The organism is Alteromonas sp. S015 (genome assembly GCF_036864485.1).
Taxonomy (GTDB): Bacteria; Pseudomonadota; Gammaproteobacteria; order Enterobacterales; family Alteromonadaceae; genus Alteromonas.
On the sequence record NZ_JAZETO010000001.1, the window covers coordinates 441,307 to 456,155 of the forward strand.

Annotated in this window: 15 protein-coding genes; 4 read left to right on the plus strand and 11 right to left on the minus strand. The window is 44.8% G+C overall.

From position 1 onward, the window contains the following. Positions 1-11 precede the first annotated feature (11 nt). Positions 12-461 carry a cyanase gene (cynS, locus tag V7R42_RS01825; protein ID WP_334018539.1) on the plus strand — a complete coding sequence of 150 codons (450 nt, stop codon included), beginning with the start codon at positions 12-14 and terminating at the stop codon, positions 459-461. A 111-nt stretch (positions 462-572) separates the two neighbouring features. Here cynS and fusA read toward each other — a convergent pair whose 3' ends face one another. The 5 genes from fusA to V7R42_RS01850 form a co-directional block, all read right to left on the minus strand. Further along, a complete protein-coding gene (gene fusA / locus V7R42_RS01830; protein WP_334018540.1) occupies positions 573-2,660 on the minus strand; it encodes an elongation factor G in 2,088 nt (695 codons plus the stop codon). A 183-nt stretch (positions 2,661-2,843) separates the two neighbouring features. Then, on the minus strand, positions 2,844-3,941 hold the full coding sequence (rlmM, locus tag V7R42_RS01835; protein ID WP_334018541.1) for a 23S rRNA (cytidine(2498)-2'-O)-methyltransferase RlmM: 1,098 nt from the start codon (positions 3,939-3,941) through the stop codon (positions 2,844-2,846). Beyond that, positions 3,934-4,401: a DUF423 domain-containing protein gene (locus V7R42_RS01840; RefSeq protein WP_334018542.1), complete on the minus strand. Its 468-nt coding sequence runs from the start codon at positions 4,399-4,401 to the stop codon at positions 3,934-3,936. The genes rlmM and V7R42_RS01840 overlap by 8 nt, the downstream gene beginning before the upstream one ends. Before the next feature lie 35 nt (positions 4,402-4,436). Then, on the minus strand, positions 4,437-5,129 hold the full coding sequence (locus tag V7R42_RS01845) for an alpha/beta family hydrolase (protein ID WP_334018543.1): 693 nt from the start codon (positions 5,127-5,129) through the stop codon (positions 4,437-4,439). A 1-nt stretch (position 5,130) separates the two neighbouring features. Then, entirely contained in the window at positions 5,131-6,033 is a 903-nt protein-coding gene (locus tag V7R42_RS01850; RefSeq protein ID WP_334018544.1) for a transcriptional regulator GcvA, read from the minus strand. Positions 6,034-6,249: 216 nt separating this feature from the next. Here V7R42_RS01850 and V7R42_RS01855 point away from each other — a divergent pair, with 216 nt between their 5' ends. Next, positions 6,250-6,528, plus strand: a complete 279-nt coding sequence (locus V7R42_RS01855) for a hypothetical protein (RefSeq protein ID WP_334018545.1) — start codon at positions 6,250-6,252, stop codon at positions 6,526-6,528. A 61-nt stretch (positions 6,529-6,589) separates the two neighbouring features. Here the strand turns inward: V7R42_RS01855 and kdsA are convergent, their stop codons facing one another. The 6 genes from kdsA to hemA form a co-directional block, all read right to left on the minus strand. After that, positions 6,590-7,444, minus strand: a complete 855-nt coding sequence (gene kdsA, locus V7R42_RS01860; protein WP_334018546.1) for a 3-deoxy-8-phosphooctulonate synthase — start codon at positions 7,442-7,444, stop codon at positions 6,590-6,592. Positions 7,445-7,464: 20 nt separating this feature from the next. After that, positions 7,465-7,836 (minus strand): SirB2 family protein, encoded by a 372-nt coding sequence (locus V7R42_RS01865; RefSeq protein ID WP_334018547.1) that lies wholly within the window; start codon positions 7,834-7,836, stop codon positions 7,465-7,467. Between the two features lie 232 nt (positions 7,837-8,068). Next, on the minus strand, positions 8,069-9,631 hold the full coding sequence (locus V7R42_RS01870; protein ID WP_334018548.1) for a DUF3369 domain-containing protein: 1,563 nt from the start codon (positions 9,629-9,631) through the stop codon (positions 8,069-8,071). Between the two features lie 318 nt (positions 9,632-9,949). Beyond that, positions 9,950-10,786 (minus strand): peptide chain release factor N(5)-glutamine methyltransferase, encoded by an 837-nt coding sequence (gene prmC / locus V7R42_RS01875; RefSeq protein WP_334018549.1) that lies wholly within the window; start codon positions 10,784-10,786, stop codon positions 9,950-9,952. A gap of 52 nt (positions 10,787-10,838) precedes the next feature. After that, positions 10,839-11,924, minus strand: coding sequence for a peptide chain release factor 1 (gene prfA / locus V7R42_RS01880; RefSeq protein ID WP_334018550.1), 1,086 nt, complete (start codon positions 11,922-11,924; stop codon positions 10,839-10,841). Positions 11,925-11,939: 15 nt separating this feature from the next. After that, positions 11,940-13,214: a glutamyl-tRNA reductase gene (gene hemA, locus V7R42_RS01885; protein ID WP_334018551.1), complete on the minus strand. Its 1,275-nt coding sequence runs from the start codon at positions 13,212-13,214 to the stop codon at positions 11,940-11,942. A gap of 131 nt (positions 13,215-13,345) precedes the next feature. On the opposite strand from hemA, the gene lolB reads away from it, so the two are divergent. Both lolB and ispE read left to right on the plus strand, forming a co-directional pair. Further along, on the plus strand, positions 13,346-13,972 hold the full coding sequence (lolB, locus tag V7R42_RS01890; RefSeq protein WP_334018552.1) for a lipoprotein insertase outer membrane protein LolB: 627 nt from the start codon (positions 13,346-13,348) through the stop codon (positions 13,970-13,972). Continuing rightward, positions 13,972-14,838: a 4-(cytidine 5'-diphospho)-2-C-methyl-D-erythritol kinase gene (gene ispE, locus V7R42_RS01895; RefSeq protein ID WP_334018553.1), complete on the plus strand. Its 867-nt coding sequence runs from the start codon at positions 13,972-13,974 to the stop codon at positions 14,836-14,838. Before lolB ends, ispE begins: the two co-directional genes overlap by 1 nt. Positions 14,839-14,849: the final 11 nt, after the last annotated feature.

Sequence of the window (14,849 nt, forward strand, 5' to 3'; positions counted from 1 at the left end):
AGGAAATGCTAATGATTACATCAAGAACCCAAGTTACCGACATGCTCCAATCAGCCAAAATTTTAAAAGGCATAAAGTGGAGTCAGATTGCCGAAGTTGTTGGTCAGTCAAAAGAATGGAGTACTGCTGCTTGCTTAGGACAAATGGCCATGACAAAGCAACAAGCTGAAGCCGTGGGTGAGTTACTTGAGCTTTCCGACGAAGCCATTGCTTGGCTTCAGATTGTGCCTTACAAGGGCTCATTGCCAACCGAGGTGCCTACTGACCCGCTTATTTATCGCTGGTATGAATTGGTGAGCGTGTATGGCACTACATTAAAAGAATTAATTCATGAAGAGTTTGGCGACGGCATAATGAGTGCCATCGATTTTTCTATGGATTTACAGCGCGAAAACGATCCTAAAGGCGACCGAGTAAGCGTAGTTATGTCAGGAAAATTTCTGCCCTATAAGATGTACTAAACGTATTTCAAGACGGGACACTCGACATAAAAAAGCCGGTCATGCGACCGGCTTTTTCGTATTTTTTGAAGCGTTAGCTAGCACAAGCTAGCTAACATTCGCAAAGGCTAATTACTTAGCAGCTTTACGCGCTTTTGCTTCTTCAATTACTTTGTCAGCTACGTTCTGAGGACATGCTGAGTAGTGGCTGAATTCCATAGAGAACTGACCACGACCAGATGTGATAGTACGTAGGTGACCGATGTAACCAAACATCTCAGATAGAGGTACGTCAGCCTTGATGCGAACGCCAGTGGCGCCAGCTTCTTGGTCTTTGATCATACCACGACGACGGTTAAGGTCACCGATTACGTCACCAACGTTGTCTTCTGGGCTAAATACGTCAACTTTCATCACAGGCTCAAGAATTTGAGGACCCGCTTTTGGCATTGACTGACGGAATGCACCTTTCGCTGCAATTTCGAACGCGATTGCTGATGAGTCAACTGCGTGGAAACCACCGTCGAATAGTTCAACTTCAACGTCTAGTACTGGGTAACCCGCTAGAGGACCCACTTCCATCATACCTGCGAAACCTTTTTCGATTGCAGGGAAGAATTCTTTAGGTACGTTACCGCCCACAACAGTAGATGTGAACTTGAAGCCAGAGTTAGTTTCGCCTGGCTTGATGCGGTAATCAATCTTACCGAATTGACCAGAACCACCAGACTGCTTCTTGTGCGTGTAGCTGTCTTCAACAGGTAGCGTGATAGTTTCACGGTATGCAACCTGAGGCTGACCAACTTCTAGCTCAACGCCGTAAGTACGCTTCAAGATGTCTACTTTGATATCTAGGTGAAGCTCACCCATACCTTTAAGGATGGTTTCGCCCGAATCTTCGTCAGTTTCAACTTGGAAAGATGGATCTTCTGCTACTAGCTTACCGATAGCGATAGACATCTTTTCGTTAGCGCCTTTATCTTTTGGCTTAACAGCAATTGAGATTACTGGCTCAGGGAAGATCATTGGCTCTAGAGTACAAGGGTTCTTCGGATCACATAGCGTGTGACCAGTTTGAACGTTCTTCATACCAACAACAGCAAGGATATCACCTGCTTGTGCTGAAGTAAGTTCAGTACGTTCGTCAGCGTGCATCTCAACCATACGACCGATACGCTCAGTCTTACCCGTTGCACTGTTAAGAATGGTGTCGCCTTTGTTAAGTTTACCAGAGTAAATACGGATAAACGTAAGGGCACCGAAACGGTCGTCCATGATTTTGAACGCAAGCGCACGGAACGGCTCATCAACAGATACTGTTGCTACTTCACCAGTAGGCTCACCAGTTTCTTCGTCAGTCAGTGGCTGAGGATCTACTTCTGTTGGAGAAGGTAGGAAGTCAACAACTGCGTCAAGAACTAGCTGAATACCTTTGTTCTTAAATGCAGAACCACAGTAAGTTGGGAAGAACGCTAGGTCACGAGTACCCTTACGGATACAACGCTTGATGTCTTCTAGAGACGGCTCTTCGCCATCCATGTAAGCCATCATTAGGTCGTCGTCTTGCTCAACAGCAGTTTCGATTAGTTGCTCACGGTACTCGTTCGCTTTCTCAACCATGTCTGCAGGGATGTCTACAACTTCGTAGTTTTCAGGAAGACCTGAATCGTCCCAGATGTACGCTTTCATGTCTAGAAGGTTAACAACACCTGTAAACTCGTCTTCGATACCGATTGGAAGCGTCATTACTAGTGGGTTAGCAGCAAGTACTTTCTTAACTTGGCCAACAACACGGTAGAAGTCTGCACCCATACGGTCTAGCTTGTTAACGAAAATACAGCGTGCAACGCCAGATTCGTTAGCATAACGCCAGTTAGTTTCTGACTGAGGCTCAACACCGCCAGAACCACAGAATACACCGATACCGCCGTCTAGTACTTTAAGTGAACGATATACTTCAACTGTAAAGTCAACGTGTCCCGGAGTATCGATGATGTTCATGCGATGATCTTTCCAGAAACAGGTTGTTGCCGCTGACTGGATGGTAATACCACGCTCAGCTTCCTGCTCCATGAAGTCAGTTGTTGATTCACCATCGTGAACCTCACCAGTTTTATGGATTTTACCAGTAAGCTTCAAGATACGTTCTGTTGTGGTAGTTTTACCCGCGTCTACGTGGGCGAAAATACCAATGTTTCTGTAATGAGATAAGTCTGACATTAGTTCACTTTCATTGGTTCAGAGTAAAAAAACGGCCGGATTATAAAGGATTTCTATACCAGATTTACACCTTTTTTAGCATAAACCTTAAATTCGTTTACTAAAATCCGCACCACCATTAATTCTTTTCTATAAATATCAAAAACTTAATAAGTTATGACACTTTTTTGAAAAATAACAAAATCACACCTCATCTTTTGAAGTGCGAACAATTGTTACTGTAACTTCATCTCTGTCGTGGTAGAGATGCCTCACCTTCACCGCAAATGCATCTTCCAAAGCATTTAATCGGCTTCTTAGCAACGTCATGGCTTCAACTACAGTTTCATAACGTTGTTTCATAGGTAACTTTAAATTGAATATTGCATGCGTTGCCCAGTGCTTAACTAACCAATCACCCATCAATTTTGCTACCCTATCGGGTTGCTCTATCATATCACATACCAGCAAATCTACACGACCAAATTGTGGTCGATAGGTAAACCCGTCTGCAGCGTGATGTTCAACCAACCCCGTGCTCATTAAACTATCGGCTACAAGTCCATTGTCGATAGCTTCAACATACATTCCGCGCTTAACCAGCTGATAAGTCCAACCACCCGGGCATGCACCGAGATCCACTGCACGTCCACCGCTTCGAAGTACTTTAGTTTGCTGTTTGTCGCTAAGCATATTCACAAGTGCATCTTCAAGCTTAAGCGTAGAGCGACTCGGCGCGTCACTGGGGAACTTTAATCGGCAAATGCCCAAATGATCGCCATTGGCATGACTGGGTAATGTATAGCCAATATGACAAATTTCAAATGACTCAAAAAAAATATGTAGTTTAGGTTTACCCAGGTTTTCCTTGGACGTAAGCCACCCTGCTTTTCTTAACGCTTGGCGAAGAGGTACGGTAAACTTACGGCAAAACTTTGCGAGAGTTTTCCCCTCTTCGGTATCCGGGTATTCAACGTCAATGGCGCCAAAAATAGAAAACGGTTTTTCTACTTCTTTCAAGGCCTCTAGCACTTGCCCTACTCTGTCTTCTTTTTCTATACCGGTTAGTGTGGCAAAAACAGCTATCAGCTGACGAGGAAAAATACTGTCATGAACCGCAAACTGGGTAATGGTCTGCTCAAGCTGTAAGGCATCGTATAAGTGATAAAGTACAAAGCCACTGTTCTTCTTCGATACTGGGTAGCCATAACACTGAGCTTCACCGTATCTCGAGGTGAGTTCGTTAGCCGTATCGTTTTCATAACCAGGTCGACAATATCCTAAAATGCTAGTGTTAGACATTACCTGCCTCCGGCCTGTGGTGCGTTTTGTCCTTACCTTCTTTTTGTTGCAGCGTTAACTTTTGACCCTTTATCAGTCCAACCACTAACAACACCCACCCAATAATAAAGAACATGCCCCCTAAAGGCGTTATCGGGCCAAACCATTTTATACCGCTTATTCCTAGCGCATATAAACTTCCACTAAACAACACCGTCCCGGTAACGAAACAAAACGCTACCCGATTGGCCCACGCCGATGAAACAGCCCCTGACAGCGCAGGCAAAAGCAGTAAGGCTAATGCGTGATACATTTGATAACGCACACCAATTTCAAACGTGTTGAGTTGCTGTACAGTTAACACGCTTTTTAAACCATGTGCGCCAAACGCGCCTAGCACTACAGAAAGGCCTGCGAGCAATGCCCCAATAATAAGATACGGTTTAGCAACAGTAGCTAACCAAAGTTTTTCAGTTTTCATTAAATTAATCGTTCGCTCTGATTTCTGATTAACCATTAGTTATGTAAAACGGTTTCAATAAAAGACGCGGTAAGCGTGGCAGCTTTAACAATATGTGCTTGTTGTGTTTTACCGCTTGCTTTTCGAGGCTTAAAACTGTGATCGCCGTCTTCTAAATAGGTGTATTTGATATCTGTAGATAACATGCATCGCTTTATGTAATCCTCTACTTCGCTCTTCGTACCAAAGGTATCTCGTTCCCCCTGAATAATAAGCAAAGGCTTTGACGCCGTTAACAGGTGCTCGGTTCGCGTTTTTTCTGGCTTACCTGGAGGGTGAAATGGATAGCCCAGCGCTATCGCGCCTTTTACATTGCTCACCGCTTCATACACCATGGTAGCCATGCGCCCGCCCATCGACTTTCCACCTATGAATACAGGCAAATTATGCAAGGCTTTGTTATCTTTGCTGCAAGTTTCAATAACCGCTGTAAAGTGTGACATGAGTTTATCCGCTTTATCGGGAGGCCTTCGCTTACCGGTTGCTTTAATGGTTTGCATATAAGGAAAATTAAAAAGAACGGTTGATATACCTTTGGCAACAAGTTCCTTTGTTATGTCTTGCATGAACTCATGTTCCTTCCCCGCACCGGCTCCGTGGCCCAGTATCAAGCACGCTATAGGCTTATCGGCTGCATGCAATTCAATGTCAAAACCAGGCTGCTCAGCAACGGTGTTCAACTTAGTCATATTACAACAATTCCTCTTGCTCAGCTTCAACCAGCGCTAAGATCCAGTCTCTAAATGCTGCAATCTTACCCAGTTCAGCCTGCGATTCTTCACACACTAAATAAAATGCATCGCGACTCTCTACCCGCTCTTCGAACGGCATAACTAGCCTTCCCGCTTCAATTTCCGGCCTTGCAAGTACCGTGTTACCCAACGCAATACCCTGGCCTAGTGCGGCAGCCTGTAATACCAACATAGAGTGGCTGAAAACCGGGCCTTGGTTAACGTTCACGCCAACCACACCCACGTGTTTTAACCAATTTTTCCACGCAGTACGGCTTAAATCGTGAAGCAACACGTGATGCCTTAAATCAGATAAGCTGGATAAAGGCTTTGGCCCCTGGAAAAGCATGGGCGAACATAGCGGAGTGAGAAACTCTCGATGTAATTGATCTGCTTGTAGACCAGCCCAACGACCTTTGCCGTAGTATATGGCCACATCTACATCGTCTTCTAAAAAGCCTTCGTCGAAATCTACAGCTTTAATGCGTACGTCGATATCTGGATGAGCCAAACTAAATTTATGAATACGAGGAACTAGCCATTGGCTGGCAAAGCTAGGAGGCATAGCTACTGTAATGGCACCTTTGCTACCCTTCGCAAGTAATCTTTCCGTCGCGTCTTGTAAGTTTTTAAAGATATCTTTCAACTCTAGGAAATAGGCCTGACCTTCCTCTGTCAGCAACAAGGTTCTATTTCTTCGTAGAAATAGCTTCATAGATAAAAATTCTTCAAGCGCTTTTATTTGATGACTCACGGCAGCTTGAGTAACAAAAAGCTCATCGGCTGCCTTAGTGAAACTCAAATGGCGAGCGGCCGCTTCAAACGATTTCAAGGCATTGAGAGGGGGTAAACGTCGATGCATAGTTTGTTTTGAATCCAGTGTGACCGAAGCATGACAGATTCATTAGATTTTCTAATGAGAACCCATACTTTTACTCGTTTTATTTTTCAACACCCACTGACTATAATTTATCCGAAATTAAAAAAGAGCATTTAATTTCATAACTTTATGGTGAATATTTGTTAAGCAAATTAACATTCACCAACAATTATTTAATTATTTTTATTAGGTGTGAAAATGAAAAAATTACTTTTAGCTAGTGTTTCTGTTATGGCGTTTGTAAGCGCTGCAGCAAATGCTAACGCACAACCAGAAAAGATCAATCTACAATCGTTAATTAACACAGCAATGACCAACGTAAAAATGGCAGAAGTACTGCCAGAAAACGATGCAAACATTGTTGTTAAAAAGCATTCTAAAGCAATATTAGCTGAAGAGACTCAAGTCCAACTTCATAAGAACTTATTAGCAATGACAAAAGGTGACGTGCGCGTAAACGTTTCTGAAACGGAATAAGCGGCTTACACACCTGATACGCATGCCGGTGCTTGCACCGGCATACGCCATCAACACCTGCTTAGGTATTGCTTGTATCTAACGCGTCAAAACCTTTCACTAACTCGTCTAACGCTTTCATCTGCTGTAAATAAGGCTCTAGTTTTGCCAACGGTAATGCACAAGGCCCATCACAAAGCGCTTCATCAGGGTTAGGGTGAGCCTCAATGAACAAACCCGCTAAACCTAGCGCCATACCGCTTCTTGCTAGCTGTGCAGCTTGCGCTCTACGACCGTCGGCAGACGTCGCACGTCCTCCTGGCATTTGAAGTGCGTGAGTCGCATCAAATATTACGGGGGCATATTCTTTCATTGCGTCCATGCCAAGCATGTCAACAACCAAATTGTTATAGCCGAAGCAGCTACCGCGCTCACAAAGAATGACATTATCGTTACCCGCTTCGCCTAGCTTTCCAATGATATGGCGCATTTCATGTGGTGCTAAGAACTGAGGTTTCTTTACGTTAATTACGGCACCCGTTTTTGCCATTGCAACCACAAGGTCAGTTTGGCGCGCTAAGAAAGCAGGCAACTGAATAACATCAACCACTTCAGCAACGGGAGCCGCTTGATGAGGTTCGTGTACATCTGTAATAAGTGGAACGTTGAACGTGGACTTAATCTCCTCAAAAATACGCAACCCCTCTTCCATTCCAGGCCCACGATAAGACGTAACCGATGAACGGTTTGCTTTATCAAACGAGGCTTTAAAAACATAAGGGATGTTTAACTTTTGCGTTACTTCAACATAGTGCTCTGCAATACGCATAGCGAGATCGCGAGACTCGAGCACGTTCATTCCACCAAACAGAACGAAAGGTAAGTGGTTGGCAACGTCAACGTTACCTACATTTATAACCTGTTGAGATTCAGACATTACTTAATTCCAATTAAATCTTAAAAAAGAGGTTGTTTGGTTACAGCAACCATAGCCGTTGCCATAAGTACAGCAATCGCAGCCACGAAAAAACTCCATTTCCCCAACGCTGTCTTGGCTTTTTTCAGTGCGAATAACCCAAACACTATATACAGCACCACGCCCACAACTTTAAAAGTAAGCCAAGCATTTACGAAAGGATATTGAGACAAAATAATGCATAACCAAATTGCACTGGCCAACAACACGGTATCGATAATATGAGGAAGTATTTTAACCCACTTTTTACTTAGCGCTGTAGCGTCGAACTGACTCCATATAAAGCGAAAGACAAAAAATAGTATGCTCAAGCCAACTGCGGTCATGTGAAGGTGTTTAGCCATCATGTACATAATGTGTTCCTGTTCTTATTAGATAGTGAGACTACTGCTCGTTACTTTAACACATGTGTTAATTAGGGGTGTTTGCGTTTTGCTGCGCAGCAAAATGCAACAATCTCGCAATACGAGAGGCAAACTCAAAAAACAGGTGCACTGTGCACCTGTCTTAGCTTTGTTTGTAGCGCCTGTTTTAACGATGTTATTGTAGCGTATTGCAATGCGTAAATAACGGGAAAATGAAACATTATGTGTCAGGGTATTGAGCTTGAATTGCCATAAAGGATGGGAGGTTATCTAGCATGCATTGGACTAAATATGGGTCAAAGTGCTTGCCACTTTCTTCTTTCAGTACGGTCTCAACCTTGTCAATTGTCCACGCTGGCTTATACGGCCGTGGATTTAATAGCGCATCAAACACATCAACTAAAGTGGCAATACGACTTTTAATATCAATTTCATGGCCTTTAAGCCCATCGGGATACCCTTTACCATCCCAGCGCTCATGGTGCTGCTTCGCTAACATCGCAGCAAGCTGGATGGTTGGGCGGGTTGAATCTCGCAAAATTTGATACCCAAACTCAGCATGCTGACGGATTTCAAACACCTCTTCTTCAGTCAACGGCGTCGTTTTGTGCAAAATAGACTTCGGCACGATAGACGTCCCAATATCATGAAGCGGCACAGCAAGGCGCAGTGCGTGAACGTCTTGCTCGCTAAGCCCAACTTTATCTGCTAATAACTGCGCCATTTCAACCAATCTTGTTAGGTTATTCGATGCGTTCGATTCATGCTCTAACGCTCGGCCTAACCGTTCTATTATTTCTTTTTGCGTTGCTTCTACATCAACGGTTTTAAGTACATTATCAAAAGCAAGCTGTACGCTGTCTGAAAAGCGTTTGACCAAATGACGATCGCTCTCGCCTATCCGTCTCGGCAACCCGGACAAATACAGGAGCGCGCCGTTGTGAGTCTTGCTATTACAATAAGCGACCACATGATCTTCGGCATAGACTATTTGTTTGTCGCGCATGGCTCTTCTGCACAGGGCGTACTCTTGTGCGCTAATTGCGTCTTTTAAAGGCACACCTTCTTTGCTAGCGTACTCGCCATTGCCCGCAAAAACATATAATTCGTCGTCACCCAATTTGCTGTTGTTGGTGTTAATGGTGCGCGATGTGGTTGCCACCGCTGTGGTAATGTAAGCAGCATCCTTTGAACAGCCCAAAATAGATGCTAGCTGTTGAATAATGCCCTGCATGAACTTTTCAAGGGAGCGAGAAGAAAATAAATCCACAGACGCATCTATGATTTTTTCAAGGCCTCGTCGATTTTCTTCGATAACAATAATGTCTCGGTAGGAACGAAGCGCTGCGATAATAACGGTGAAGAGTTTTTGTGCCGTAAGCTCAGTTTTCGATTTATAGTCATTAATGTCGTAATTAATGATGACATCTTTTTCAGGGGCTTGGCCAGGTTGTCCAGTGCGCAAAATAATACGCGTGAAATGATTATCTAATTCGTTACGCACATATTCGGCCACTTTAAGACCGGCGTCATCAGTCTCCATAACAACATCAAGTAATACAACCGCAATATCGTCATGGGCTTTGAAAATTGCCTTGGCTTCCTCGCCGCTGTAGGCACTGACGAACTCAAGGGTTTTGCCATTTAAGCTAAAGTCATTCAGCGCCAGTTTGGTCACCGCGTGTACTTCGGGTTCATCATCAACAATGAGTACTTTCCAGCTACCCAGATCGTCCACTTCATTTTCATCGTCGTCTTCTGCGAAAAGAAAGTCATCATTCATCTGGTACGTCCTGTAGTGTAAAAGATTGTTCAATACCAATCCGCATAGATAATTGCCCATTCAGAAGGCGAGTTTAAAATGTCCGTACTCTTTGTTGTGTCACCTTGATGTAGAACCACTATACCTGCGGTAACACGCCGCGATTACGAACATTTTGACTCTCGCTGAGTGGGTAATGATCTATGCAGATTGGTATAATCTAGCGCTTTTTGTGGTGCAATAATCACCTACCAAATACTAATGTAAAACAAAATATTAGCAAGTTTGTTATTCATTTTTGATAACTATAGGAAAGATAAATTTTAACATTAAAACCTATTACCAGTGTCCTAACGTAACACGATCGTTGTCGCCATAGTCCTTAACGGTTGTAACGTTTACAAACCCTGCATCTGCAAGCAAAGTATTAACCGCATTCCCTTGGTCAAACCCGTGTTCGAATGCGAGTAAGGCACCTTTATTGAGATATTGAGGCGCATTATTAATAATGTGTTTAATGTCGTCTAGACCATCACTGCCCGAGGTTAATGCTGTTTTGGGCTCAAAACGCACGTCGCCTTCATTAAGGTATGGACTGGATTCTTCTATGTACGGTGGGTTCGAAACAATAATGTCGAAGGTTTCGCCTGCCAGTGCGCTAAACCAATCGCTTTGTACAAAAAACGCATTGGCTATGCTATTCGCTTTTGCATTGCGGGTAGCAAGGTTCACCGCCCCGCCTTGAAAGTCTACACCAATAACGGATGCTTCTGGCAGCTCGCTTGCTAATGCCAGTGCAATGGCCCCCGTACCCGTTCCCAAATCACAAATTGATAAAGATGCAGAGGATTGTTGGTTTGCCCACTTAAGCACCTGCTCAACCAGCACTTCGGTATCAGGACGCGGAATTAACGTATCTGGCGAGGTAGACAGTGACAGGGTCCAAAAATCGCGCTTGCCGATAATATAGGCCACAGGCTCACCCCGTTTTCGCTTGGCCACAGCCGCTTCAAATCGCGCTTTTTGGGCGGCATCCAAGGTTTTATCAGGCCATGTGAATAAGTAAGTTTGTGACTTACCTAGAATGTTCGCCAACATGACTTTGGCATCAACAGAGGGTGAGTCCCCACCCTCTAATTGCTCAGCGGCCCATGCTAGAGCGTTGTCTATGCGCATTGTTTTTCTATAAACAGTTTGTTTAACAAGACCGAATACTCGTCAGGCAACGCTATTCGTCAGAAAGAGAAGCTAATAGATCGGCCTGATGCTCTTGCAAAATTGGGTCGATAAGCTGCTTAAGGTCACCTTCCACCACTTCGTCTAAACGATAAATAGTCAGGTTGATACGGTGGTCGGTTACACGCCCCTGCGGGAAGTTATAAGTACGAATTCGCTCAGAGCGGTCGCCGCTACCGACTAGGCTCTTACGGGTAGATGCCTCTTCTGCTGCACGCTTTTCTTCTTCAATCTGATTTAAGCGCGCTTGAAGTACCGACATCGCTTTTGCACGGTTTTTGTGCTGTGAACGCTCGTCCTGACATTCCACTACCAAGCCTGTTGGCAAGTGAGTAATACGAATAGCCGAGTCAGTTTTGTTAACGTGCTGACCACCCGCGCCTGATGCTCGGAAGGTATCGATGCGAAGCTCTGCAGGGTTAATTTCAATTGCCTGCGACTCTGGAATTTCTGGTAATACCGCCACGGTACATGCCGAGGTGTGGATGCGGCCTTGCGACTCGGTTTCTGGCACACGCTGCACACGGTGCCCGCCCGATTCGAATTTCAATACGCCGTACACGCCATCGCCGCTTACATTTGCAATGACTTCTTTATAACCACCGTGCTCACCTTCATTAGCGTTAACTAACTCTACACGCCAGCCACGACTTTCGGCATAACGGCTGTACATGCGGAACAAGTCACCTGCAAATATCGCCGCTTCGTCACCACCCGCACCTGCGCGAATTTCCAAGAAGCAGTTGTTGTCATCATTAGGGTCTTTTGGCAAAAGTAGCACCTGAAGTTCAGTTTCAAGGCGCTCAATTTCCGCCTTGGCTTCTTTCATCTCTTCCTGTGCCATCTCGCGCATTTCGGCGTCGTCTTCATTCAACATTTCCTGCGCTGAGCTTAAGTTTTCTTGTGCTTGCTGATAAGCATTAAAGCCTGCCACCACATCTTCTAGCTGACTGAACTCTTTTGACAAGTTGCGAAACTTACCCTGATCGCCGATAACTCCAGGGTCGCCTAACAACGCCTGAACTTCTTCGAAACGCTCGACTAAGTGTTCGAGTTTCCTAACTACCGACTCTTTCATATGCTTCTTATTACCTTATTTATTATCGTCTGACGAAACGTCAGATAAATCTAATGCCTGTCCCATCCAACGGCTCAACGCCGGGTCATCGTGCATGGCAGCCTCGCGTAACGCTAAGGTTGTTGGGTGCAATAGCGTATTGGTTAATTTATACGCCATTTCTTCTAATACCGTTTCGGCATTTTTACCTTCCGCTAATTGCGCTTTGGCTTTTTCCACAATATCGTCACGCTGTGCCATGCCTTTTTGGCGATACTGTCTTACTAAATCTATCGATTGCTGCGACTGCTTCCACGTCATGTAGTCGCCAGCTTGTTTGTCGATGAGCTTTTCTGCTTCTTTTGCAGCTTGCTCGCGGTTTTCTAAATTCTTCTGAACAATATGCTGCAAATCATCAACGGTATAAAGATAGGCATCGCCTAGCTCGTTAACCTCTGACTCGATATCTCGTGGTACCGCCAAGTCGACCAAAAACATCGGCATGTTTTTGCGCTGTTTAAGGGCTTTCTCCACCATACCCTTGCCAATTAAGGGCAGTTGGCTAGCGGTAGAGCTTATCACGATATCAAAGTCTTTTAAGTGCTCTGGCACTTGCGACAAAGTGTATACACTCGCGTCTAGTGTTTCGGCTAGCGCCTCAGCACGCGCTACGGTTCTATTCGCCACGGCCAAACAACTCACGCCCTGTTCTTTTAAGTGTTGGGCTACGAGCTCTATCGTTTCACCCGCACCCACGAGCAATACTGAACGCTTAGGTAGCTCTGCAAAGATATGTTTTGCCAACTGCACGGCTGCATAAGCTACGCTTACCGCGTTTGCACCTATATCTGTTTCACTGCGAACTCGCTTCGCCACTGAAAACGTATGTTGAAACAGCTTATCGAATTCGCTGCTCACCATACCTGAGTGTTTCGCATCGCCAAATGCCTGCTTCACCTGCCCTAATATTTGAGGCTCACCTAAAATCAGTGAATCAAGCCCGCTGGCTACGCGCATTATATGCTTTACCGCTTCATCTTGCGCGAGCACATAGCTGTTATTGGCAATTTCTTCTACATCTAAATGATGGAAGTCACTTAACCATTGTAGAAGCTTTTGGCCTGTGTCGTCTTGAGTATTGACGTAAAGCTCGGTGCGGTTACAGGTCGATACAATGACTGACTCATCTACGCCTTCCAGCTTTTTTAAACTCGCAAGCGCTTCCACCAGAGAGTCTGGTGTAAAGGCCACTTTTTCACGAAGTGCTACTGGTGCTGTTTTGTGGTTAATACCGAGGGCGAGTAAAGTCATTAAAATCTGTGCTGGCAACGTCGGAGCGGCATTGTACGAAAAACCCAAAATGATTGAAAGTGTTGGTGAAACTGTGTTCCCATAATGTCACAATTAAATGTGTTTTATTTTTATACAGGTAACGCGCCTTAATGATTCGCTTTATTTCCCTACTGTTGTTTCTCTGCTTCGTATTGAGTGCATGCACAACCGCTCCCCAAGGCCCAGAAAACACGGTAAACCTCACGGCTCAACTTGAAAAAATTGCTGAAGTACATCAGTGGCAAATACGCGGAAAAATTGCATTTCGCCAAGGAAAGGAAGCGGCCAGCCTTAATTTAGTCTGGAAAAACGATTCCGGTGATTTTGATTTTCGATTAACCAATTTTTTAGGGGTAAGTCTGGTGAACCTCAATGTTACCCAGCAGCAGTCAGTATTAGAAGCTGATGGGGAAACGTACGTTGATGCCCTACCGGGACCACTTATTTATCAGATTACGGGAATGGTAATTCCGGTGGAATCACTGTTGTCTTGGGTAAAAGGACTACCGCTGGACGGTGACAAATTCACCCTAACTGAAAAAGGGTTGGTTAATACCCTAGAGAGCTATTGCCAAGGTTGCCGCAATTGGCAAGTCGCTTACGGTAACTACGGCAGTGTTGATCTAGATGATGGCACATCTGTATGGTTGCCTCACAGCATAACGCTTACTCAAAACGAAACGCCGGAAATGCCTCAAACTCAGCTTAAAATTAAAATTTATCATTGGACTCTGTAGTGAACGCATCTGTTTCTAAACAAAAAGATTGGTGGCCTTCTCCCGCCAAACTAAATCTTTTCTTACATATTCTTGGCCGCTACGACAACGGCTATCACCAGCTTCAAAGCCTTTTTCAAATGCTAGATTATGGCGATGCGCTCGCCTTTGACATAAGCACAGGCGATACAAGTATTCGCATGGAAACCCCACTGGATGGCGTACCAGACGATGACAATTTAATTGTAAAAGCAGCGCGACTGCTGGCAACAAAAACAAAATGTAATAAAGGTACCGTTATTTCATTAGACAAGCGCCTTCCCTTGGGTGGCGGCATTGGCGGGGGATCATCGAATGCAGCAACCACGTTAGTGGCGCTTAATCATTTATGGAACACAGGGCTAAGTGAAGATGAACTGGCCGAGCTTGGGTTAGCTTTAGGCGCTGACGTACCTATTTTTGTGCGAGGTCTAACGGCATTTGCAGGAGGCGTTGGAGAAGATATAACGCCAGCACCTCAGCAAGAACAGTATTTTCTTGTGGCGAACCCAAACGTTCAAGTCAGCACAGCCGAAGTATTTAATTCGCCAGATTTGCCCAGAAATACACCAGCGATACGTTGGAAAGACTACAAATTTGAAAAAACTTGGAATGATTGCCAACAATTAGTCGCGAATCGCTATCCCGAAGTTGCAAAATTATTACAGTGGTTGGTACACTACGCACCGTCGCGAATGACGGGCACAGGTGCATGCGTGTTTGCCACTTTTTCTGACTACACTTTAGCCGAACAAGTTAGGGCTCAAATGCCTGGATCTTGGCAGAGTTTTGTCGCAAAAGGTGTGAATCGCTCACCACTATTAGACAAATTAGAACAACAAAAATAGCGTGTACGCCA

Coding starts and splice junctions, on each gene's coding strand:
- prfA (WP_334018550.1), bottom strand. CDS start 11,924: ATGAAAGAGTCGGTAGTTAGGAAACTCGAACACTTAGTCGAGCGTTTC.
- V7R42_RS01840 (WP_334018542.1), bottom strand. CDS start 4,401: ATGAAAACTGAAAAACTTTGGTTAGCTACTGTTGCTAAACCGTATCTT.
- kdsA (WP_334018546.1), bottom strand. CDS start 7,444: ATGTCTGAATCTCAACAGGTTATAAATGTAGGTAACGTTGACGTTGCC.
- fusA (WP_334018540.1), bottom strand. CDS start 2,660: ATGTCAGACTTATCTCATTACAGAAACATTGGTATTTTCGCCCACGTA.
- V7R42_RS01855 (WP_334018545.1), top strand. CDS start 6,250: ATGAAAAAATTACTTTTAGCTAGTGTTTCTGTTATGGCGTTTGTAAGC.
- rlmM (WP_334018541.1), bottom strand. CDS start 3,941: ATGTCTAACACTAGCATTTTAGGATATTGTCGACCTGGTTATGAAAAC.
- prmC (WP_334018549.1), bottom strand. CDS start 10,786: ATGCGCATAGACAACGCTCTAGCATGGGCCGCTGAGCAATTAGAGGGT.
- V7R42_RS01850 (WP_334018544.1), bottom strand. CDS start 6,033: ATGCATCGACGTTTACCCCCTCTCAATGCCTTGAAATCGTTTGAAGCG.
- V7R42_RS01845 (WP_334018543.1), bottom strand. CDS start 5,129: ATGACTAAGTTGAACACCGTTGCTGAGCAGCCTGGTTTTGACATTGAA.
- lolB (WP_334018552.1), top strand. CDS start 13,346: ATGATTCGCTTTATTTCCCTACTGTTGTTTCTCTGCTTCGTATTGAGT.
- V7R42_RS01865 (WP_334018547.1), bottom strand. CDS start 7,836: ATGTACATGATGGCTAAACACCTTCACATGACCGCAGTTGGCTTGAGC.
- cynS (WP_334018539.1), top strand. CDS start 12: ATGATTACATCAAGAACCCAAGTTACCGACATGCTCCAATCAGCCAAA.
- hemA (WP_334018551.1), bottom strand. CDS start 13,214: ATGACTTTACTCGCCCTCGGTATTAACCACAAAACAGCACCAGTAGCA.
- V7R42_RS01870 (WP_334018548.1), bottom strand. CDS start 9,631: ATGAATGATGACTTTCTTTTCGCAGAAGACGACGATGAAAATGAAGTG.